Genomic DNA, 21,305 nt, shown 5'->3' with positions numbered 1-21,305 from the left:
CTGGGTCTGTGGAGCCGGGCCGGTCGGCGGGCGCGCGATCAGAAAGGCTGATCCAGCGCGCCGGCGGTCTGGTTGGCCTCGTCGTGGTCGGTGTCCGCGCCGGCGACGGGTGCCAGGGTGACGGCCCCGACAGCGGCGACGGCGGCCAACCAGGGGGCAAAGTGCTTGGCGGTGAGCTTCATCTCGGTGCTCGCTCTCAGGTCGATGGCCGGTGTTCCGGAGTGCTTCCATCGTCCTGTTTGACCTGCACGTTTGTCGCTCCTGCAGGCACCCGTTCCGGCTAGCAGCTAGCCGGAAGGCACCACCTGCGGCCAGCTGTCAGCGCGGGGCTACCGGGCACCTCGGCTGCGCGGTCTCACCCGCCACCGGAACCTCATGACGTGCGCGAACGGTGATGCGGGCGCCCTGGTCGGGGATCAGCGTGACGTGCTTGAGCCGCTGGTCCTCGCCGGCCGCGGCGGTGATTTCCAGCTCCGTGCGGCGCAGCACCTCCCGCAGCACGACGCGCATCTCGACCAGTGCAAACGTCGCGCCGAGACAGCGCCGGTTGCCGCCGCCGAACGGCAGCCATGTGGTCGGGCCGGGGACGGTGCCGACCATCCGGTCCGGGTCGAAGCGCTCGGGGTCGACGTACTGCTCGGCGCTGGCATGCACCAGACCGACGCCCGGCACGACCATGACGCCCTTGGGCAGCCGGTAGCCGCCGATCTCCACCGGCTCGGTCAGCACCCGGCCGACGTCGTAGACCACGGGGCGAATACGCAGCACTTCGCGCACGATCGCGTCGAGGTACTCGTCGCCGGCCGGATCCCCGGCCGCACTCGCGTGGGCGGCTGCCACGGCCTTCTCCAGCGCATCCGGGTGCCGCGTCAGGCGTTCCAGAGTCCAGGACAGGGCGGTCGCGGTGGTGTCGTGGCCGGCGGCCAACAGCGTCATCAATTGGTCGCGCAGCTCGCGGTCGGTGATATGCCGGCCGTCCTCGTCGGCGGCCCGGATCAGCATCGCCAGGACGTCGGTGCGCTGGGCGAGTTCCGGGTCGGCCCGCCGTTCGGCGATCTCGGCGTAGAGCAGCGCGTCTGCTGCCACCAGCCGCTTCTTCACGACGGTCCATGGCCACACGCGGTACAGCTGCGGGCGTGCGATCGACAGTGCCGCAACGCCGTTCAGATCAAGGAGCTTCGGCAGCGCGGTGCGTAGCGCGGCGAGACGGTCCGGATCGGTCGCGCCGATCACCGTCTGCAGGATCACTTCGAGCGTGAGCGCCGACATGTGCGGCGCCACCGCGAATTCTGTTCTCACCGGCCAGTTCTCGATGGACTCCACGGCGATGGCGGCCATCGCGCCCGTCTGCCGGTCGACGGCGCCGCGCGTGAACGGTTTGAGCATCAACCGCCGCCGGTCGGCGTGCACCTCGTCGTCGACGACCAGGACCGAGTGCTCGCCCACCAGCCCCTTGAGCATCGAATTCGCCTCGCCCGCATGGAAAATGTGCGGATCGCCGGCGAATACCTGCTTGATGTGGTCGGGATCGGTCAAGTAGACGAAGGTCCCCAACGAGACGATCCGCAGGGTGAACATGGCACCGTATCGCCGCTCGCATTTGGCGACGAAACCCGGCCAGTCCCGCAGCAAGAGTGCGGCCTGAGCCGCCGCCGGCAGCCGCGGCCCCGGAGGCAGATCGGTTCCTCGATGACGCATGTTCGCTCACCCCCATCGGTAAGCCGACTCTACCCATTCGCCGCATGGCACGGGGTCGGACGCTGACTTATCATCAGCATCTGCGGCACACTACCGAGGCGGCGACAAGGTGGAACAGAAGCGGCACTACGTGGCTATCGGCCGCGGCGAAGGTCTGGTCGCCCGATTCGGTGACGTGCTGGCGTACATCGCCGACGGCGCCAGGGCCCGTCCTCTCCTCCAGGTGCTCACGACCGCCCCGCCGCCGGCATTGCCCCACGCGCTCGCCACGTTGGCGTCCGGGCCGGAGTCCGACACTGTGCCGCCCTTCGGCGCGCTCGTGCCGGCAGGCGACGGGCTGCACCTCATCGTGCGGGGCGAGGTGATCGCCGACGTCGAGGCGGGCGGCGGTCACCGGCGGGTCAGCGCCGGCGGCCGGCCGTTGGTCGACGAGATCGTCGCGCCGTGGTTCGACCGGATCACGATCTGCACCGCCACAACGACATTCGTGCCCTGCGCGGAGACCGATCTGGTCGCCGGGGTGGTGCCCGGTGCCGGCTTCGTATTGCAGTCGAGTCGGGCGCGGTCGGCCGCCCAGCAGTCACCACCGCAAGCACCCGCGACCACCCGGGCCCGTCCCGTCACCGGAGCGCTGACCGCTGACGACGGGGCCGCGTATCCCTTGGACCGCACGTACATCATCGGCCGCAACCCGATGGTCGACCCCGCGGTGACCAGCGGGGCGGCGACACCCATCAGCCTGCCCGACGACCCGCAGGTGTCCCGGGTCCACGCGTATGTCACGGTCAACGGCGGCATGGTGTTGATCCGCGACGCGGGAACCGCCGCCGGCACCCACATCGCGGCGCCGGGAGACCACGTCTGGACGCAGATCGGCGACCAGCCCTTCGAGCTGCTACCCGGCTGCTACCTGCGGATCGGCCAGAAGATCCTGACCTACGACGTGTCCGCCCAGGGTCAGTAGGCAAGTCTGTCGGAGTCGGAGAGGATGTCCCAGGCGCCGGTCCGCAGCACCCCCAGCGCCACCGGCCCGACTCGTCGCTGCTCGCGGACCGCTTTCTGCACAGCCGCGAGGTCGGCCGGATGGTGCCCAAGCACCGTGGCACCGACCGCACGGCCGCGTGACACCACCAGCCGGCGATAGGACGGCGCCGCAGGCCGATCGATGACCACCACCTCGTCGCCCGGGCCGGGGTCCACCGGACCGATCGAAAACAGCTCCAATTCAACGCCTTTGAGGATGGTCGGTGGCGTCTCGACCGGGACGGTCCGGTCACCGCCGAGCGCATTGACGGCAGCTGCCTCGGCTTGTTCCGTGGCCACCGGCCATAAGCCGAGCACCCGGCCGCCGTGCTCGGCCACGTCGCCGGCCGCGTAGACGCCGGGCACCCGGGTCTGCATCCGGTCGTCGACCAGTACCCCTTTGCCGACGGGAAGGCCGGCGTCCCTGGCCAATTCGATGTTGGGCCGGATGCCGGTAGCGGCCAGGAACACCTCGCACGACAGGATCCGGCCGTCCTTGAACCGCACTCCGGTGACGGCGGGGTCGCCCCGCACTTCCGCGGTTTCCGCCTTGTGCGTGATGGTGATTCCCGCCCTGGCGAAGTGCTCGGCCACGAGCTGCGAGCAGCGCGCGTCGATCTGCTTGCTCAGCAACCGGGTCCCGCGTTCCAGCACCGTCACGCGCAGCCCGAGCTGATGCAGGCAGTAGGCCGCCTCCAGCCCCAGCAGACCACCACCTGCCACCACCGCATGGCGGGCCCGACGCTCCTGCACGTAGGAGCGGATCCGCATGGCATCGGCCGCCGACCGCAGCACGACGCTGCCGGGCCGGTTCAAGCCAGGGATGTCGGGCACCGCGGCGCTGGATCCCATCGCCAGGACCAACCTGTCGTAGGGCAGCTTCTCACCGGTGCCCAACCGCACCAGCTGCGACCGCAGATGGATGCCGGTGGCCCAGGTGTTCAGCCATGCGGTGACGCCGTGCTCGTCGTACCACTGCTCGGGCAGCAGGTATAGCCCTTGCATCGCGGACCTGCCGTACACCAGCCGGGAGATGCCCATCCGGTTGTACAGACCGTGGGGTTCGGCTCCCACCACATGGATTTCGCAGTCGGGGTGCCCGCGGCGCAGGAAATCCGCGGCTGTCACTCCCGCGATGCCGTTGCCGATCACCACGACGCTGACGATCGAGCGGTCGTAGCCGACCGGCCTGCTCGCGGTGGTGTCGGCGCGTTCGGGCGTCAGCGACACCGTCACGTCCCCGCCCTGAATCCGGGCGCAGCATGCCATTCGGCTGGACTTGCCGAGCCCCAGTCGGTTCAGGGTCTTGAGCTCGTCGGCCTCGGCTGGTGACAGACAACCCATCCCTTCGACGATCGATACCGGGTCGGCGCCGCACACACCCATCCGGCAGCCCGCCTCGATCGGCTGCCCACTGCTTTCCGCGACATCGAGCAGACTCATCCCGATGTCGGCCCCGACGGGGTCCGATCCAGATTCGAAACGCACTCGCACAGCACCGCTTTCGGCGGCAGGGCCGGCCGCGGCGGCCGGCATCGTCGGCGTGTTCAGCAGCACCGGCTCTGCACGGGCACCGGTGAGATAGGCGAACTGCAGTTCGCTGACCCGGGTGCGGGCCAGCCACCACAGGGTCAGGACCGCGATCACCACGGTGATGGGCCACCGCAACCAGGGCGCGTCGACGCCGGTGATCTGTCGCAGGGAGTCGGTGAGGATGGGGCCGGAGAACCAGTAGTAGGCGTTGATCGCCACTGCCGCGAAACCCGCCGTCAGCATCGCCTGACTGAGCGGTGTGACGGCCTGCAGCACGTAGCAGAGTCCGACGCTCACCAACACGAAAAGCGCCAGCACACCGTACTTTTCGGCCGCCGTCCCACCCTGCTGGGCATGCACCGTGAAGAAGCCGATGATGAATCCCGGTAGGGCCGCTGCGAACAGGACGCGCGGCGCGCTCCACCGGGGTTCGGGGTCCGCCATGTCGGCCTGCCAGGCCGCCCGGGGTTTGAAGTCGTAACAGTTCTTCGCACATCCGACGCAGGACTCGCAGTGACTGTTCGGCGACGTGACGTACGGCGTCTGGCCGTAGGTGCGCTGCAGCGGCAGCAGCGGGCAGATGCTGGAGCACCAACCGCTCTTGCCCTTGAACGCCAGACCCCCGGCGAAAGCCGAGGCGATGATCACCGCCAGCACCGCACCCATCGCCGGGCCGTTGCGGTCCAGGCCGACCAGCCGTGCCCCGGCGATGCCGAAAAAGAGGCCCGCAGCGATCAGGAACCCGTTGCGCGTCCACCACCCCGGCGCGGTGGCGGCCCGGCTGAAACCGGCCACCCGCGGCAATTGATTCGACGCCGACAGCGGGCAGATGTTGCGCCACACGCCCGGTGCGATGAAGAACAGCGCCGGCCACAGCGGCACGATGACATGGAAGAAGGCGAACAGCCCGGCCGCGGGCCGCACGAACATCATGACCACCACCGCGAGGTACGCCAGCACGCTGCCGACGCGGACCGCCTGCCACACCCGGCGCGAAATCGTATGCGGCAGTTCGGTGTACGGCGGAAACAGGTCCTTGGTGCCGGTGGGATCGATACCCAGCGCCCGCTCCGCCAGCCGCAGGCCCGCCGGCCGCACGGGGGTCCCTGCGGCTGCTGGGACCGGGACCTCGAGGAGTTTCACCATCTGCATGGTCCGCGTCGGGTCATGGGCGACCGCGGCGGCCGGCGGTTGATCCGCGGCCAGCGGTTTGGGGGCGTGCAGCACGATGATCTCGGTGCGCCCCAACCGGATCACGTCACCGGTCGACAACGTGCCGCGCCCGGTCAGTGCCACGCCGTTGACGGTGCTGCCGTTGCTGCTGCCGAGGTCGACGACCGACAGCGCCGTCGGGCTCGGCACCAGGCGCAGATGTCGGCGGGACACCTCACCGTCGGCGAGGTTGACGCCGTCGCACTCGCGGCCGAACAGCAGCGGCCTGCTGAGCGTCAACCGGCGAGCCGGCCTGCCCCATTCGCGGACCTCGATCACCGGCGGCTCAGCCATGGTCAGCTCCCCGAGAAGTCGTCACCACGCAGCGCCCGGATGATCTGGGCGAAATCCTCGTGGTCAGCTTAGGTCCGTCACGAACGGTTCGCCGTCCAATCCGCGCTTGTTGGCACGCTGGTTTCACTGAAATACCGGTACAGGGCCTGAGCGAAGCGGCTCACGCTACGGGAGCGGCCTCCGCTGCACTGGCAGCCGCCACCTCGGCGCGACTAGCTCATCGCGCCGTATCAGTTTGCGGGACTGTCACTTTCGCCGTCATCCGCATCGCCATCCGGTGGATACAGCGTGGGGTGGTGGTACTGGTTCGTTCGTGGTTGTCCGACGTCCAGCAGCGGTGGTGGGGTCCAGTGGGCGCGACCGCTTTTCATGGTGGTGGTCCAGCCGCCGGTGTCTGCGGCTCGGTTGTCGGGGCCGCAGGCCAGGGCCAGGTTGGTGATGTCGGTGGGTCCGCCTGCGCGCCAGTCGGTGTTCACGTGGTGAGCCTGGGAGCGGGATGCCGGTTGGGTGCAGTTGGGTTTGGTGCAGCCGCGGTCGCGAGCGAACAGCATGATGCGCTGCCCAGGTGATGCGGTGCGGCGGGTACGGCCCAGATACAAGGGCACGTTGGTGTGGTGGTCGAAGACGGCCAGGTAGTGGTGGGCGCCTTGTCCGGCCATGCGGATGAGGTCCGGGATCGGCAGGCGGCTGCCGGTGTGGGTGACGGCCACCCCCGCGCCTTTTTCGAGCTCCTGGACGGTGCAGGTGGCGACGACAGAGACGGGCAGGCCGTTGTGTTCGCCGAGCATGCCCGAGGCGAGGATCATGCGGCCGACGATTTTGTGAGCGTCGTGTTGGCGCTGGGCCAGGGTGCGGGTGTCGTTGTCGATTTGTTCCTGGGTGGGGGTGCCGGCGATGCAGGGCACTGGGTCGGCGGGGTTGCACATGCCGGGTGCGGCGAGTTTGTCGTAGATTGCGTCCCAATAGGCCCGGGTTTCTGCGTCCAGGGTGCCGGTGATCTCGGACGTCCCATCCGGCTTTTGCTTGCCGGTGGTGATGCCGCGTTTGGGATCGGGCTCGTCATCGTCGGGTTCGGGACCGTCTTGATCGAGCCGGTACAACATGTCGGCTGCGGCTTTCCGGAGCTCTTCAGGGGTCTGGTAGCGGGCTGCGGCCACCAGATCGGCCTCGCACTGCGACAAGGTGGTGGGGTCCACCCACAGCGGGACCGTCGCAAAGAAGTTCGTGATCACTGCGACGTGCTCGACGTTGATGGCGCCCTCAGCTTGGGCGGCGGCGACCAGTTCCCACACCGGACCCAACGCCTCACCGGTGATCGCCGACCGCGGCCCGAGATTGTCGGTATCACGGACCCGGCGACGGGCTTCCTCGCGGCTGATGCGGTGCCGGACATGCAGCACCTCAGGCCAGCCTTTGGCCCCGATCTCCTTGGCGGTGGCCTGAGTCTGCGCAGCAGCGAGGAGCTGGTGATCCACCGCCTAAGCGGCGCATTTCAACGTTTCGCGGCGGGACATCAGTTCCAGCAGGGTCCGCACGTCCAGGCCGGTGTAGTCCAGGGCTGCGATCCGGGCCGCGGCGGCGGCGTACTCGGCGTACGCCTCCTCGATCACGGCCGCATCGGTCAATCCCATGCTTCGAACACTAGTTCGAAGCACCGACAAGTAGCCGCGGGAAATGTGACGCTAGTTACCTACTGTGACCAGCGAAAACAAAGTGACCAAAGTTTTTCGAAAATTGAACTCAGTCACCGGTCCGGACGAACTTGTCGGTGAAGTCACCGCCTTTGCACTCCCCGCCGGTCGAGGTATTGGTACCGCGGCCTTCCAGGGTCCGGATCGGATCCTGCAGATCAGTCGGCAGCGGATATTCGGCGGCGATCTTGACGTGCGTGGTCCCGCCGAGCGCGCACGGGACAGTCCCTTCCTCCGTGCGCGTCCACTTGCCGGCGGCGAAGACCAACGTGACCACACCATCCATCGCATGGAACGCGCTGATGCACCGATCTCCGGTCCGCAGGCATTGCGTGCGGACCTGTAGATCCGGCGCACCCGGGCCGAAGCCGCCGCTCGAATAGACGACGTTCTCGTGGTAACGGCCGTGCAGTGTCGAGGCCGGTGACGTGGTGCGCGGCGGCAGGCCGGCGGGGTCGGGCACACCGCTCAGCTCGCCGTCGCCGACGCGGGTGAAGGTGACCGTCCGCTTGACGCTGCTGCACCCGTTGACAGCGCTTCGGGTGGTCTCCCCGGCCAGGGTGCCGTCGGGCTTGGGCGTCAAGGTGAAGACCACCCACACTTCGGTGGGCGGCTCGCCCGGGGCGTCAGTGCACTTCACTGCCCCAGTCGCGACAGCGACCCAATCACCGGAAATCTGGTCGAACGTCATGTTCGACACCACGGGAACGGAGCTCTTGCCGGTGTACGACACGTTGGCGATGCACCCGTTGGACCCGCACGACGAGCGCACGCCCCACTCACCCGTCATTGCCGGCCCGCCGGGGATCACCGTTCCTTCCAGATCGGTGGCCGGCCCGTAGTCGGCGCGGTAACTACCGCTGAAACCGGTGCCGGCCGCGGTCGCGGTCGGGCTGGGCGCGGCCGGCTTCCCGCCGGGACGGTCGGGCCGTCCGAGTAGCCGCACCCCGGCGAACACCCCGCCGGCGACGACCAGCAGGGCGACCACCGCCAGGACCGCGACGAGCACGCCCGAGCGTGACGAGCGGGTCTGCGGCGGGCCGAACGGTTGGGACGGGTTCAGTTGTGTCGGTGGATTCAGCGGCGGCGGGTTCAGCGGTGGCGGCGCAGGCGTGGCCATCGTCGGCTGGTTGCGAAAATCGTTGGACGCCAGCGGCATCGGCCGCAATGCCTGTTGTTGAAGAGCCTGCGCGAACTCCCCGCAACTGGCGAATCGGGCGGCAGGCGTCTTCGACATCGCCCGGGCCAGCACCGGATCCAGGCCACGCAGTTCTGGGCGGTGCTCCCCCAACGAGGGCGCCGGGGCGGTGACGTGTTTGGTGATGACGACCGCCGGATTACTGTCCGCATACGGCGGGTTCCCGGTCAGCAGCTGGAATGCCGTGCACGCCAAGGCATATTGATCGGTGCGGCCGTCCATCCCCTCACCCCGGAGCTGCTCGGGCGCGGCGTACGCCACCGTCCCGACCGCCATGTTCGTCGCAGTCAGACCGGACGCGTCGTTCATGGGCCGAGCGATCCCGAAGTCGGCGAGGAAGATGCGTGACGTCTCGGCGTCCAGCAAGATGTTGGCCGGCTTCACATCTCGGTGCAGCAGCTCACGCCGGTGCGCGTGGTCGAGCGCCGAGGCCACGGCCGTGATGATCGGCAGCGCCACCTCGGGCGGCATCCCAGCGGGATAGTGGTCGCGCAGCAGCTGCGCGGCATCGGTCCCGGCCACGTAGTCCATCGAGATCCAGAGCTGGCCGTCGCACTCCCCCCGGTCGTGGACGCCGAGGATGTTGGGGTGCGACAACGTGGACACCAGGTCCGCTTCGCGCAGGAACCGCGGTCCGTACTCCGGGTCCACGGTCAGTTCGGCCGACAGCACCTTCACCGCGTCCAGGCGCGGCAGCCGCGGATGCGAAGCGAGATACACACTGCCCATGCCGCCCGCACCCAATTTCCGCCGGATCGTGTAACCGGCGAAAACCTGACCCTCGGTGAGCAACACGGGCAAATCGTAGGCCCGCCGTGGTGCCTACGCAGGCAACGCGGACAAATCCGCCCAGCGGACCAGTTCGGCCCATCGCAGTCCCGCTGTCGATACAGTCCGACGATGCACGCCGCCGCGCTGAACCGTCTCGCCGATGCCCTGCCGGTCGGCGCGCTGATCACCGACCCCGACATCATCGAGCGCTACCGCCGGGATTCAGCGGCCGACCCGAACGCCGGCACTCCGCTCGCCGTGGTGCGCCCCGCCAGCACTGCCGACGTGCAACACGTGCTGCGGTGGGCCTCCGAAAACCACATCGCCGTGGTGCCGCGCGGCGCGGGGTCGGGCCTGTCCGGCGGCGCCGACGCCGTCGATGGCTCGGTGGTGCTGAGTACCGAACGCATGCGGGACATCCGGATCGATCCGGCCACCCGGACCGCGGTGGTTCAGCCGGGCCTGACCAACACCGAAGTCAAGCGCGCGGCCGCCGGACACGGCTTGTGGTACCCGCCGGACCCGTCGTCCATCGACATCTCCTCGATCGGCGGCAATGCCGCGACCAACGCGGGCGGCCTGTGTTGCGTGAAGTACGGCGTCACGGGTGATTACGTGCTCGGCATGGAGGTCGTGCTGGCCGACGGCACGGCGCTGCGGCTCGGCGGGCCGCTACTGAAAGACGTTGCGGGACTGTCCTTGACGAAGCTGTTCATCGGATCGGAGGGCATTCTCGGTGTCATCACCGAGCTCACGCTGCGGTTGATCCCGGCCCAGCCACCCGCCTCGACGGTGGTTGCCGTGTTCGACTCCGTCGCCGCCGCCGCGAACGCCGTCGTCGCGATCACTGCCGAAATCCGCCCGGCGATGCTGGAATTCATGGACCACGCGAGTATCAACGCCGTCGAGGACCACCTGCGAATGGGCCTCGACCGGTCTGCCCGAGCCATGCTGCTGATGCAGTCCGACGCGCCGGGGGCCGCCGCCGAGGAAGTGGCGACCATCATCGCCAACTGCGAGAAGTGCGGTGCCACAGAAGTTTTCGCCACCGACGACCCGGCCGAAGGGGCGGCGTTCACCGCGGCCCGCCGCGGCATGTTCGGCGCGGTCGAGAAACTCGGCAGCCTGCTGCTGGAGGACGTGGGCGTGCCGATACCCCAACTGCCCGCGATGGTCACCGGGGTCGAGGACATCGCCGGTACGTGCGACGTGCAGATCTACATGGTGGCGCACGCCGGGGACGGCAACACCCATCCGATCATCGTGTACGACCCCACCGACCCCGATGCCACTGACCGCGCCGAGCGCGCGTTCGCGCGCATCATGGAGCTGGCCATCGGGCTCGGCGGCACCATCACCGGCGAGCACGGCGTCGGACGCCTGAAACGGGACTGGCTGCCCAGTCAGCTCGGCGACGACGTCATGGCGTTGACCCGGCGCATCAAGGATGCGCTGGACCCGCAGGGCATCCTCAACCCTGGTGCGGTACTGCGGTAGTCACCTCGACGTGGGCCCGGACCCGTCCGGCGTCGTCGCACCAGCCCTTGCCCGCTGCGTACGCCAGCATTCCGCCCAGGTGCTGCCGCCACTCGTCGTCATCGCCGCGGCCGGCCAGCTCGGTCAGCACGTCCGGCGCGATCCACGCGTGTTCGGGCACCTCGATGACCACCTTGAAGGCCGTGAAATCGTCTGGTTCCCGCACCTCGACGACCGGTGGGACCTGGGCGGGGTCGATATGCAGGTACATCCGTGCTCCTTCGCTGAGAATTGCTCAGATTCTGCGGGCGGACGGCGTCGGTCGACCCCGGTTGTCCCACAGCGTGGCCCGAAAAGTCGATCTCACGTGCGCGTCGCCTGGAGGTAACCAACGATCCGTACAGTCGCTCTCATGTCCGAAGCACCCATGAGCCTCACCGAGCAGACCTTCCGGGATCTGCTCACCGCGGCCATCACGCGGGGACAACGGCCGCCACCCACCACCATCCTGGGCCCGACCTGCTGGATTGCGATCGACGTGCTCGCCCGCGAGCACCCGGATGCCACCCCCGAACGGGTGGTCGCCGCGTTCGACGCGTTCGCCATCGAGCACCTGGAAATCGACCGGACCGAGTCCCCGGCCGACGTTGACCCGGTCACCGCGCGGGTGGCCGAATACGCCGCCATCGATGCGCTGGTGGCCCAGCTGAGCATCACTTACCCGAACATCGACCCCAGAACTGTGACGGCCGTCGTGCGCCGCATTCACGCCGATTTCCACGATCACGCTGTGCGGGACTTCATCCCGCTGTTCGTCGAGCAGGCCGCACACCGGAAACTCGCCTAGCTCGACCGGCATCCAGAAGCGGCGGCACCCTGGCAAGGTAGTGCCCGTGTCCACTCATCTGACGGCCGAAGAGGCCATGCTCGTCGAGACCGTGCGCGCGTTCGTCGACCGCGACGTCAAGCCCACGGTGCGTGACGTCGAACACGCCAACACCTATCCCGAGGCGTGGATCGAGCAGATGAAGCAGATCGGCATCTACGGGCTGGCCATCCCCGAGGCGTACGGCGGTTCACCGGTGTCGATGCCGTGTTATGTCGAAGTGACACAAGAACTCTCACGCGGCTGGATGAGCCTCGCCGGAGCCATGGGCGGCCACACCGTGGTGGCCAAGCTCATCGGTTTGTTCGGCACCGAGGCGCAGAAGGAGGCGTATCTGCCGAGCCTGGCCACGGGCGAGCTGCGCGCGACCATGGCCCTCACCGAGCCCGGCGGCGGCTCGGATCTGCAGAACATGTCGACCACCGCGCGCCTGGACGGCCCCGACCTGGTGATCAACGGCGCCAAGACGTGGATCAGCAACGCGCGCAGGTCAGGCCTCATCGCGCTGCTGTGCAAGACCGATCCGACCGCAGAGCCACGGCACAAAGGCATTTCGGTGGTGCTCGTCGAACACGGTCCCGGCCTGACGGTGTCCCGCGATCTGCCCAAGCTGGGCTACAAGGGCGTCGAATCCTGTGAGCTGACATTCGACGGCTACCGCATACCTGCATCGGCGATCCTCGGCGGCGAACCCGGTAAGGGCTTCGGGCAGATGATGAAAGGCCTTGAGACGGGCCGGATTCAGGTCGCCTCACGGGCTCTCGGCGTCGCCACCGCGGCGCTGGAGGACGCGCTCAAGTACGCGCAGGAGCGCGAGAGCTTCGGTCAGCCGATCTGGCAGCATCAGTCGGTCGGCAACTACCTGGCGGACATGGCCACCAAACTGACGGCCGCCCGTCAACTGACCCGGTACGCCGCCGAGCGCTACGACAGCGGCGAACGCTGCGACATGGAAGCCGGTATGGCCAAGCTGTTCGCATCCGAGATCGCCATGGAGATCGCGCTCAACGCTGTCCGAATCCACGGTGGCTACGGCTATTCCACCGAATATGACGTCGAACGCTACTTCCGCGACGCCCCGTTGATGATCGTCGGAGAGGGCACCAACGAAATCCAGCGCAACGTGATCGCAGCGCAGTTGGTCGCCCGCGGTGGGCTGTGATGGATTGTGATGCGTAGGGTACGCGCCGCCGACACACTCGGTTTCGTCCTCGCCGCGGCCGTGGTCGGGGCGTTGACGGGTTTGGCGGCGGGCAGCTTCCGGGTGCTGCTCGACTACGCGACGCAGTGGCGCGCCTCCCTTTCGCACTGGTCCCACGAAAGTTGGTGGGGTCCCATCGTCGTCGTGGCCATCTGCGCCGTCTGCACCGCGGCTGCCGCCTCGCTGGTTCGCCGCGTCGAACCGAACGCCGAGGGCAGTGGCATCCCCCGCGTCGAGGCCGTCGTCGCCGGCCGCGCCGAGCCGGGCCGGTTCAGAATCCTGCCCATCAAGTACGTCGGTGGGCTGCTGTCCCTCGGGTCGGGCCTCGCCCTCGGGCGCGAAGGGCCGTCAGTGCAGATGGGTGGCTCCATCGCGATCATCGTGGCGTCGGCGACGCGCCGTTCCCAAGCTGACCTGCGCATTCTCGCCGCCGCCGGAGCGGCCGCCGGTTTGGCGACCGCGTTCAACGCCCCGATCGCCGGCGGGGTGTTCGTGCTGGAGGAGCTCGTCAAACGCTTCGATCCGCGCACCACGGTCGCCACGCTGGTCGCCTCCGCGTCCGGATTCATGGCGGCCTACCCGTTCGTCCGCTCGGGCAGCGAGTTCCAGGTGCCGGCGCTGGCCGATCCGCAGCTGGCCGGCTCCGGTTGGGTGCTGGCCGTGGGCGTGCTCACCGGCGTCCTGGGAGTCCTCTACAACAAGGCCATCATGTTCGGCCTCCGCACCGCCGATACCAGCCGCTGGCCGGTCGAGGTCCGCGCCGCACTCATCGGTGCCGGCGTCGGGGTCCTGGTCTGGTACTCCCCCCATCTGGCCGGCGGCGGCGACCAACTCACGCAGGAAGCACTACTCGGCCACGGCGCCATCGGTGCCGTCACCGCGGTGCTGGTGCTGCGGTTCGTCCTCGGTGTGGTGTCGTATGCCGCGGGCACACCGGGCGGTCTGTTCGCCCCGATGCTCGTGCTCGGCGCCGACGTCGGATTGATCGTCGGCCTGATCGCGGCCCACCTGGCGCCGCATTCCGCGCCCAGCCCGGCCGCACTCGCCCTCATCGGGATGGCTGCGTTCTTCACCGCCAGCGTCCAGGCGCCCGTGACGGGCCTCATCCTCGCCACCGAACTCACCGGCAGCACCAACCAGCTGCCCCCGATGCTCGGTGCCTGCGCGACGGCGCTGCTGGTCGCCATCGCTCTCGGCTCACGCCCGATCTACGACCTGCTCACCGACCGGGCTGCCACAGCGGCTGCTACGCCATAGCTCAGCGGAGGTTGCCGGCGTATCTGCTTGCCAGCGCACCGATGTCGATCAGCCACAGCAGGGTGTCTCGCGCGGTCTCTTCGAACGGTCGGGCCACGATGCCCAATTCCTCGGTGGTCACCGTCGTGTCGAATCGGGTGTCCCGCTCGGCCAGTTCGACGGTCTCGACGTCCGCGGGCAGGTGGATGCTATCCGGCAGCACTTTGTTGAGCAGTTCGGCGAGCTGAGTGAACGGCTTGGCCACCATGGTGGGTGTACTGACGAATGGCAGCCACCGCCCGGTGATCTTGTGCAGGGTCCCGTGCATCAGGTCACCGTCGAGGTGATGACCGGGCACCACGTAACGCCGCGGCCCTTGACCCGCCACCATGCAGGCGGCGACGACGTTGGCGACGTCGCGGACGTCGACATAGTGGGCGCCGCCGGTCGGCCATACGGGCAAGCGCCCCTTGATGATCCACATGAACAGCTCAGCCTGCGTCCCCAGGTACGGATCGTGCGGCCCGAACACCCCGCCGGGATACACCGACACCACCGGCGCCCCGATCGACTGGAGCGCCCGAACTTGTACTTCTGACTCACGTTTCGACTTGGCGTACGGCAGATCCACGTCACCCAGCGGCAGATCGGGTCCGCCGCCATCGCGACAGGTCAGTGCCACCGTCGACGAGATGTGCACGATGGGATCGAGACCGCGCTCCACTGCCCCGCCCACCACCAGTTCGGTGGCGCGCAGATTGGTCCGGGTGATCTCCGTCGCCCGGCGCGCGTCGAGACTGAACACGGCGGCCGCGTGCACCACCGCGTCCGCGCCGTCGAGAGCCGCCGCCACGACATCGGCATCCAGTACGTCCCCGACCACGATGTCATCGACCGAAACATCCAGCGGTTCAAGCGATATCGGTACCTGCTCGGCACGGCGGACCAGCATTCGCACGTCGTGTCCATCGCGGATCAGCGCCGCGACGATATGCGCACCAACGTAGCCGGTCCCTCCGGTCACCAGAACCTTCATCTTCCGTCCTTCCCAGGGACTCGTCGGCCAGCGTTGGTCTGGCGACGACCCTGACAAGGTCGCTGGGCAGCATCGCCGCCCGCACCCTATCCCTGATCAGCAACTATTCGCTGGAAAAACGTGTCACGCTTCGGCGTCACTATCACCATCATTTCCGGTGACGATCTCCTTGAGCTTGTCGACCGCATGGGTGCCGATGTCGACCGAGTTGTGGACGATCCCGGAAATCCCTTCGGCCACATCACCTCTGATGATGTCAGCCGCGTTGTCGACGATGTCCGACGCCTTCTCGACGGAATGAGCGACTACGTCACGGACCGCGTCGAACGAGTCCTTGGGGTTGAGCGGCATCGCGATCTCCTCCGGTTGACAGTTAGCCAAAACGGTAGACCCCGAACCTTCCCGATATCCGGGAACGTACCGACTGCGCGCCCGCCTCTTGCGTCGAGAATGAGCTTGTGTGCCAAATTTCGAATGGAACTGGCACACAAGCTCACTTTCACACTAGAGCCCGGCAGTCACTGAATACCCAGGCGCCCAACGTATCTCAATCACGGATGCAGGATGAGCTTTCCGGTCATCCGGTGGCTTTCGCTGAGGTCGACGGCCTCCTGCAGGCTGGTCAGCGGCAGGTGCTGGGCGATGTTCACCGTGAGTTGGCCGGCGTCGGCTGCCGCCATCAGCGGTGCGAGCCGGTCGCGGGTCGGTCGCCCGAGGATCGTCCGCGCCTGAAACGGCGGGATGAGGGTGTAGACGGCGTCGGCGACATTGTGCATCGACACCATCACGTACCGGCCCTGCGCGGACAGCAGCGACAGGCACTTTCGGCGGGAGTAGGCATCGGCGCAGTCGGCGACGATCTGGAACGGCCCGTACTGCCGGGCTTGTTCGAGGACGTCGCCGCGGGTGTAGTCCAGCACGATGTCGGCGCCCAGTTCCTTGACCAGTTCGACGTTCTTGGTCGAACAGACGCCGACGACGACGGCGCCTTCGTGTTTGGCGATCTGCACGGTGAGTTGACCGACGGCACCGGAGGCGCCGAGCACTAGAACCCGACGTTGCGATGGCTCGACGCGGCGGATGTGGCCGATGTCCACCACAGTGCGGTGGGCGGTGACACCCGGAATGGCCAGGGCGACTGCGGTATCGAGATCGACCGCATCGGGGACATGACAGACCTGGTCTGCACGCACCACGGCAGCTTCTGAGAAACAGCCGCGCTGTCCGCGCGAGAAGTCGGTGCTACCGACCACCCGGTCGCCGGGCCGGACGTCGCGCACCTTCGGGCCGACCGCGTCGACGGTTCCGGCGAAGTCCAGGCCCAGCACCACCGGCGGTTTGGGTCCGAGCACTCTTGCCAGCAGCCGCATCGGTGGCGCGATGAGCATCTGGCAGTCCGCGGGGTTGAGTCCGATGCTCTGCACTCTGACCCGGACCTCCTCCGCACGCGGTTCCGGTGTCGGCAGCTCGATCAGCTCGAGCGGCTCCCCGGTGTTCCAGCTGCGTTGCGCCATCGCCCTCATGACGCAAAACTCTATTCGGTTGGGATGAGCGAAAAGGAGAGCGCCATGACACCGGATTGGGATGTCGTCGGCCGAGCGAACTACGTGTCGTTCACCAGCTACCGCAAGGACGGCACGCCGGTGTCCACCCCCGTGTGGATCGCCCCAGCCGACGGCAAGCTGTATTTCTTCTCGGAGGTCGACGCGTACAAGGTCAAACGCATCCGCCGGAATGCGGCAGTCACCCTGCAGCCCTGTGATATTCGCGGGAAGATCCGTCCGGGCTCGCCCATTGTCGAGGGCACTGCGCGGGCATTGGGATTCGACGACAACCCGAGGGTCCGCAAGATCGTCAATCGCAAGTATTGGCTGCTGGGGCCGCTGAGCGAATTCGCGGTCTGGCTGACCCGCCGTCAGCAGGCATCGTTCGCGATAGAGGTATCGCCCCGAGGGTAACCAACGACCGCGAAAGAGGTACGCGACGCGATTCCCCGTCCCTGGAGGCAAATAGCATGTATGCGATAACACTCAATGGTCATGGTGGCCCCGAGGTGATGGAGTGGGCCGAGGTCGACGACCTACCCGCACCGGGCCCTGGCCAGGTCGCCATCGACGTGGTGGCGGCGGGGGTCAATCGCGCCGACGTCATGCAGCGCATGGGCTTCTACCCGCCGCCGCCCGGGGCCAGCGATATCCCGGGCCTCGAAGTTTCCGGCTACATCGCCGAAGTCGGTGCCGGCGTGCAGGATTGGGCACCCGGCGACGCGGTGTGCGCACTGCTGGCCGGCGGCGGCTACGCCGAACGCGTCAACGTGGCCGCCACCCAGGTGCTCCCGGTGCCGCAGGGCGTCAGCGTCACTGCCGCTGCCGCGCTGCCCGAGACCGCGGCCACCGTGTGGTCGAACGTGGTGATGACCGGTGGCCTGCAGAGCGGGCAGACGCTGCTGATCCATGGCGGCGGCAGCGGAATCGGCACGCACGCAATACAAGTGGGCCGTGCGTTGGGGGCCAACGTGGCGGTGACGGCCGGCACGCAGTTCAAGCTGGATGCCTGCCGCGAGCTCGGCGCGCAGACCCTGATCAACTACCGCGAACAGGACTTCCCGGCCGTGGTCAACACGGAGTACTCGGGCGCCAACGTCATTCTCGACATCATGGGCGGTAGTTACCTGGGTAAGAACGTGGAAGCCCTGGCCGAGAACGGCCACCTGACCATCATCGGGTTGCAGGGTGGCGCGGTCGCCGAACTCAATCTCGGTGCGCTGCTGTTCAAACGGGGCTCGGTGCATGTGACCAACCTGCGTCGTCGGCCCGAGGACGGACCCGGGTCGAAGGCCGAGATCATCAGCGCACTGCGGCAACAGCTATGGCCGCTGATCGCTGACGGTGCGGTGGCACCGGTCGTCGCGGCCGAGGTACCGATCACCGATGCGCAGGAAGCGCACCGGCTGCTCGACTCCGACAAGACAGTGGGAAAGGTCCTGCTCACCGTTCCGGGTACCGACTAGCGATCCGAGAGCACCCGCCGTGAACCTCGATGTACGAATCTTCTACGTCATCAACGATTTCGCCCGCGACACCCCGTGGCTGCATCCGTTGATGACCGCGTACGCCAACGACGGCGTGCTCCTTTTCATCGCCTTGTGGCTGGGCGGGTGGTGGCTCGCCCGCACGGGCGGAAATCCGATGGCGATGGCGGCCGCGCTGTGGACACCGCTGGGAGTGCTGGCCGCCCTGTTGGTTTATGACCCGATCGCTGTGTACGTCAACGAAACCCGCCCGTGCAACGCACCGCGCAACATCGTTGTGCTGCACTGCAATACCGACGGCGGATTCCCCAGCATCCACGCCGTCATCGCGGCGGCGGTCGCGGCAGGACTGTGGCTGGTGAACCGCCGCCTCGGCCTGGTGGCCGCCGTGGCCGCGGCGGTGATGGCGTTTGCGCGCGTCTACGTCGGTGCCCACTATCCGAGCGATGTCCTTGCGGGCTTGGCACTCGGCATCGTTGTCAGCCTGGCCGGATACTTCCTGTTCCGACCGCTTCTGCGGCGATTACTCGAACTGATCGACAGAACGTCGCTACGCGGCCTGGTCACCACGACGGCTCGAGATTCGACACATCGGGATGGGCACGGGCCATAGCCGCCGGAGGGCAACCCCGTTCGCCACGATCACGCCGGATGCGGTCGCCGACGATGCGCTCGACCAGCAGTGGAACGAACGCTTGAATGCGAGCGTCCACGAACTGAGTCGCAGCCTCCCGGCACCAGCCCATGATCTCCACGTCCCGCGCAGCATCGTTGCGTCCCTCGCGACGGGCGAGTTTCCCGGCAACCTCGCCAATCCAATCTGTTGCCGATCGGGTGGACCGGGTCTGCTCGTGCAGTACCTGGGTCACCGCTGCCCTACCGTCAATGGCTCGATCGAACTCTGTTGGCAGGCAACTCCATTGCCAGTCGATGCATGGGCAGAAGGCCGGACGAACAACAGCGTGCAGTCCGAATGCTTCAGAGTCTTGCGCATCTGACGGCTGGTCAGCTCCTCCACCAACTCGCGGCGGTCTCCCGGCACGATGACCAGCTGGTCGATGCACGCGCTCTGCCGCAGCAGGTCGCTCAGGTGCCCTGGCATCGCCAGGGTGACCGACCGGATGTGACTGCTTTCCGTACCTTTCAAGTACCGTTCCAGGGCCGCATGCACCGGATGCTTGACATGGACCGGCTCACTCGAATGCGACCAGGGCTCCAACATCAGAATTGGCGCGTTGCGCCATGTCGAGTCGGCCTCGGCGGCCTTCAATACGGCGGTGGCAGAGACTGACTCGTCCAACACCGCCACGATCCACTTGCGATGGTCGAAGTCACGGTGAGTCCGGCGGATGATCGCGACAGTGCCCGGCGCGTTCCGGGCGACCTGTGCAGCCGTGGATCCACGGGCGGCATCAGGCGTGTCATGTGTTCCGCGGTCGCCGACACAGACCATCGACGCGCGACGAGACTCTTCGGCGAGGCATTCAACCGGGCTGCCGGAAAGAATCTCCGATTCGAGTTTGACGTCGATGCGCGTATCGGCCAACGCTTTCCATGCCTTGTGTAGCGCGTGCTGTGCTCGGTCGATGTTGGTCTGCCGCTCAGCATCGTCTGCATCGATGACGTAGACCAGCCGCAAAGTGGTGTTCTGACTCGCCGCTTCGAGCGCAGCCCACCGCGCCGCACGCAGCGCGTGTTTGGAGCCGTCGATACCGACCACGACCGGTTCGGCTGAAGCTGGGATGTTCATCGGATATCCGTGTGCCATGGCGGCAATCCTCCATTCCGGCCACCCTGAGATCGCTTGACCTCCGGTCACATCTGACCTCGCCGCACGAACCGGGCATAGTGTCAAAGGTCCCTGGCGAGATCCGAAAAATGCCCTGCGGTGAGAGGGATGGCGGCCCGTCTGCCGGCTGCTGAGGTACTGATGACTTCCGACCCTGGGAGAGGCGTCCAAACCGGGGCAGGCTTCACAATGCACGTCGCGCTGCCGAGAAGGGCATCTCATGACGAGAACCTCGATTCCACTTCAGGAAGTCAAAGACGCGGTCCTGCTGGCCTGCCGGGCGCCGTCATTCCACAACAGTCAGCCGTGGAAGTGGGTTCTCGAATCCGCCACGCTGAAGCTGTATCTCGATACCGACCGGCTGGTCACCACCGACAGTTCTGGGCGCCAGGCTCTGTTGAGTTGCGGCGCAGCACTGGATCATCTCCGCGTGGCGATGGCCGCAGCCGGCTGGACCACCAACGTCGACCGATTTCCCAACCCGGACGATCACCACCATCTCGCCGACATCGGCTTCCGGCCGGCCAGCGGTGTCACTGCCGCACAACGGCGTGCCGCAGACGCAATATTGTGCCGACGCACCGACCGACTTCCGTTCGGCGCGGTCGACGATCGGTCGGCATTCGACGAACTGCTGCGGCTGGCCGTGGGCAATCGTCCGACCCACGTCGACGTCTTGAGCGCCCAACAGTGCACCAATCTTGCAGAGGCCTCGCATCTTGCCGAAGTCCTCAGAATGTACGACGCCGCCTATCACGCCGAATTGGACTGGTGGACTGGGTCATTCGGCGCCACGACGGGCATCCCACACAGTGCGCTGGTGTCGGCCGCAGAAAGTGACCGGGTTGACATCGGACGGTCGTTCCCGGTCACCAATACCCGCGAGCGACGCCAACACGCCGGAGATGACCAGGCCACTGTGGTGGTGATCTCCGCGCTCGGCGACACCCGCGGGGACATTCTTGCGTGCGGCGAGACCCTGTCGGCAATCCTGCTGGAGGCCACCGTCGCGGGCCTAGCGAGTTGCACGCTCACCCACATCACCGAGCACCCGGCCACCTGCGACATCGTCAGCACGCTCACCGGTCACCCGCTGCCACAGGTGTTGGTCCGCATCGGCACCGCTCCAGCCCTGGATGACGTCCCACCACCGACACCGCGACGCCAGTTGTCGGATGTCTTCCGTTTCCGGCCAGATCGCTCGCACAATCGGAATTGACGGCGGAGCGC

General features: G+C 67.3%; 21 protein-coding genes. 9 read left to right on the top strand and 12 right to left on the bottom strand.

Annotation, left to right across the window (positions count from 1 at the left end):
- Positions 1–38: 38 nt before the first annotated feature.
- Positions 39–182: a hypothetical protein gene (locus tag AC1U2B_RS26860; protein WP_480219179.1), complete on the bottom strand. Its 144-nt coding sequence runs from the start codon at positions 180–182 to the stop codon at positions 39–41.
- A gap of 136 nt (positions 183–318) precedes the next feature.
- The gene (locus AC1U2B_RS26855; RefSeq protein ID WP_480219178.1) at positions 319–1,698 is read right to left on the bottom strand and encodes a cytochrome P450; all 1,380 of its coding nucleotides are present in this window, start codon (positions 1,696–1,698) and stop codon (positions 319–321) included.
- A 130-nt stretch (positions 1,699–1,828) separates the two neighbouring features.
- Between AC1U2B_RS26855 and AC1U2B_RS26850 the strand changes: the two genes are divergently transcribed.
- A complete protein-coding gene (locus AC1U2B_RS26850; RefSeq protein ID WP_480219177.1) occupies positions 1,829–2,662 on the top strand; it encodes an FHA domain-containing protein in 834 nt (277 codons plus the stop codon).
- On the opposite strand, the gene AC1U2B_RS26845 is transcribed toward AC1U2B_RS26850, so the two are convergent.
- The 4 genes from AC1U2B_RS26845 to AC1U2B_RS26830 all read right to left on the bottom strand — a co-directional run bounded on the left by AC1U2B_RS26845 (position 2,656) and on the right by AC1U2B_RS26830 (position 9,444).
- Positions 2,656–5,760: an FAD-dependent oxidoreductase gene (locus AC1U2B_RS26845; RefSeq protein ID WP_480219176.1), complete on the bottom strand. Its 3,105-nt coding sequence runs from the start codon at positions 5,758–5,760 to the stop codon at positions 2,656–2,658. The two genes, AC1U2B_RS26850 and AC1U2B_RS26845, sit on opposite strands and share 7 nt — an antisense overlap.
- Positions 5,761–5,990: 230 nt before the next feature.
- The gene (locus AC1U2B_RS26840) at positions 5,991–7,235 is read right to left on the bottom strand and encodes an HNH endonuclease signature motif containing protein (protein WP_480219175.1); all 1,245 of its coding nucleotides are present in this window, start codon (positions 7,233–7,235) and stop codon (positions 5,991–5,993) included.
- 3 nt (positions 7,236–7,238) lie between these two features.
- On the bottom strand, positions 7,239–7,391 hold the full coding sequence (locus tag AC1U2B_RS26835) for a hypothetical protein (RefSeq protein ID WP_480219174.1): 153 nt from the start codon (positions 7,389–7,391) through the stop codon (positions 7,239–7,241).
- Between the two features lie 109 nt (positions 7,392–7,500).
- Positions 7,501–9,444, bottom strand: coding sequence for a serine/threonine-protein kinase (locus tag AC1U2B_RS26830; RefSeq protein WP_480219173.1), 1,944 nt, complete (start codon positions 9,442–9,444; stop codon positions 7,501–7,503).
- Between the two features lie 105 nt (positions 9,445–9,549).
- Between AC1U2B_RS26830 and AC1U2B_RS26825 the strand changes: the two genes are divergently transcribed.
- Positions 9,550–10,917, top strand: a complete 1,368-nt coding sequence (locus tag AC1U2B_RS26825; RefSeq protein ID WP_480219172.1) for an FAD-binding oxidoreductase — start codon at positions 9,550–9,552, stop codon at positions 10,915–10,917.
- Here the strand turns inward: AC1U2B_RS26825 and AC1U2B_RS26820 are convergent.
- Positions 10,892–11,167, bottom strand: coding sequence for a hypothetical protein (locus AC1U2B_RS26820; protein ID WP_480219171.1), 276 nt, complete (start codon positions 11,165–11,167; stop codon positions 10,892–10,894). The genes AC1U2B_RS26825 and AC1U2B_RS26820 overlap by 26 nt on opposite strands.
- A 141-nt stretch (positions 11,168–11,308) precedes the next feature.
- On the opposite strand from AC1U2B_RS26820, the gene AC1U2B_RS26815 reads away from it, so the two are divergent.
- The 3 genes from AC1U2B_RS26815 to AC1U2B_RS26805 are packed head-to-tail and all read left to right on the top strand — an operon-like array spanning position 11,309 to position 14,240.
- Positions 11,309–11,743 carry a three-helix bundle dimerization domain-containing protein gene (locus AC1U2B_RS26815; RefSeq protein ID WP_480219170.1) on the top strand — a complete coding sequence of 145 codons (435 nt, stop codon included), beginning with the start codon at positions 11,309–11,311 and terminating at the stop codon, positions 11,741–11,743.
- A 46-nt stretch (positions 11,744–11,789) separates the two neighbouring features.
- Positions 11,790–12,944, top strand: a complete 1,155-nt coding sequence (locus AC1U2B_RS26810; protein WP_480219169.1) for an acyl-CoA dehydrogenase family protein — start codon at positions 11,790–11,792, stop codon at positions 12,942–12,944.
- 9 nt (positions 12,945–12,953) lie between these two features.
- Positions 12,954–14,240 (top strand): H(+)/Cl(-) exchange transporter ClcA, encoded by a 1,287-nt coding sequence (locus AC1U2B_RS26805; RefSeq protein ID WP_260972377.1) that lies wholly within the window; start codon positions 12,954–12,956, stop codon positions 14,238–14,240.
- Between the two features lies 1 nt (position 14,241).
- Here the strand turns inward: AC1U2B_RS26805 and AC1U2B_RS26800 are convergent, their stop codons facing one another.
- The 3 genes from AC1U2B_RS26800 to AC1U2B_RS26790 form a co-directional block, all read right to left on the bottom strand.
- Positions 14,242–15,255 carry an NAD-dependent epimerase/dehydratase family protein gene (locus tag AC1U2B_RS26800; protein ID WP_480219168.1) on the bottom strand — a complete coding sequence of 338 codons (1,014 nt, stop codon included), beginning with the start codon at positions 15,253–15,255 and terminating at the stop codon, positions 14,242–14,244.
- 123 nt (positions 15,256–15,378) lie between these two features.
- Positions 15,379–15,606: an Rv1893 family protein gene (locus AC1U2B_RS26795; RefSeq protein ID WP_260938445.1), complete on the bottom strand. Its 228-nt coding sequence runs from the start codon at positions 15,604–15,606 to the stop codon at positions 15,379–15,381.
- A gap of 200 nt (positions 15,607–15,806) precedes the next feature.
- Positions 15,807–16,778: an NAD(P)-dependent alcohol dehydrogenase gene (locus AC1U2B_RS26790; protein ID WP_480219167.1), complete on the bottom strand. Its 972-nt coding sequence runs from the start codon at positions 16,776–16,778 to the stop codon at positions 15,807–15,809.
- Positions 16,779–16,823: 45 nt separating this feature from the next.
- On the opposite strand from AC1U2B_RS26790, the gene AC1U2B_RS26785 reads away from it, so the two are divergent.
- Genes AC1U2B_RS26785 through AC1U2B_RS26775 form a run of 3 tightly spaced genes read left to right on the top strand, consistent with a single transcriptional unit; the run spans position 16,824 to position 18,899 of the window.
- Positions 16,824–17,213 (top strand): PPOX class F420-dependent oxidoreductase, encoded by a 390-nt coding sequence (locus AC1U2B_RS26785; protein ID WP_480219166.1) that lies wholly within the window; start codon positions 16,824–16,826, stop codon positions 17,211–17,213.
- A gap of 56 nt (positions 17,214–17,269) precedes the next feature.
- Positions 17,270–18,265: an NAD(P)H-quinone oxidoreductase gene (locus AC1U2B_RS26780; RefSeq protein ID WP_480219165.1), complete on the top strand. Its 996-nt coding sequence runs from the start codon at positions 17,270–17,272 to the stop codon at positions 18,263–18,265.
- Positions 18,266–18,284: 19 nt separating this feature from the next.
- Positions 18,285–18,899: a phosphatase PAP2 family protein gene (locus AC1U2B_RS26775; protein WP_480219164.1), complete on the top strand. Its 615-nt coding sequence runs from the start codon at positions 18,285–18,287 to the stop codon at positions 18,897–18,899.
- On the opposite strand, the gene AC1U2B_RS26770 is transcribed toward AC1U2B_RS26775, so the two are convergent.
- Complete coding sequence (locus AC1U2B_RS26770; RefSeq protein WP_480219242.1) at positions 18,850–19,032, bottom strand: three-helix bundle dimerization domain-containing protein; 183 nt, start codon at positions 19,030–19,032, stop codon at positions 18,850–18,852. The genes AC1U2B_RS26775 and AC1U2B_RS26770 overlap by 50 nt on opposite strands.
- Positions 19,033–19,151: 119 nt before the next feature.
- Positions 19,152–20,054, bottom strand: coding sequence for a universal stress protein (locus AC1U2B_RS26765; protein WP_480219163.1), 903 nt, complete (start codon positions 20,052–20,054; stop codon positions 19,152–19,154).
- 241 nt (positions 20,055–20,295) lie between these two features.
- Between AC1U2B_RS26765 and AC1U2B_RS26760 the strand changes: the two genes are divergently transcribed.
- Positions 20,296–21,294 carry an Acg family FMN-binding oxidoreductase gene (locus tag AC1U2B_RS26760; RefSeq protein WP_480219162.1) on the top strand — a complete coding sequence of 333 codons (999 nt, stop codon included), beginning with the start codon at positions 20,296–20,298 and terminating at the stop codon, positions 21,292–21,294.
- The last annotated feature ends 11 nt before the right edge of the window (positions 21,295–21,305 follow it).

This window comes from Mycolicibacterium sp. P4_G11 (genome assembly GCF_056555145.1).
Note: the sequence above shows the minus strand (reverse complement) of the source record. Positions and strands in the feature narration are given on the sequence as shown.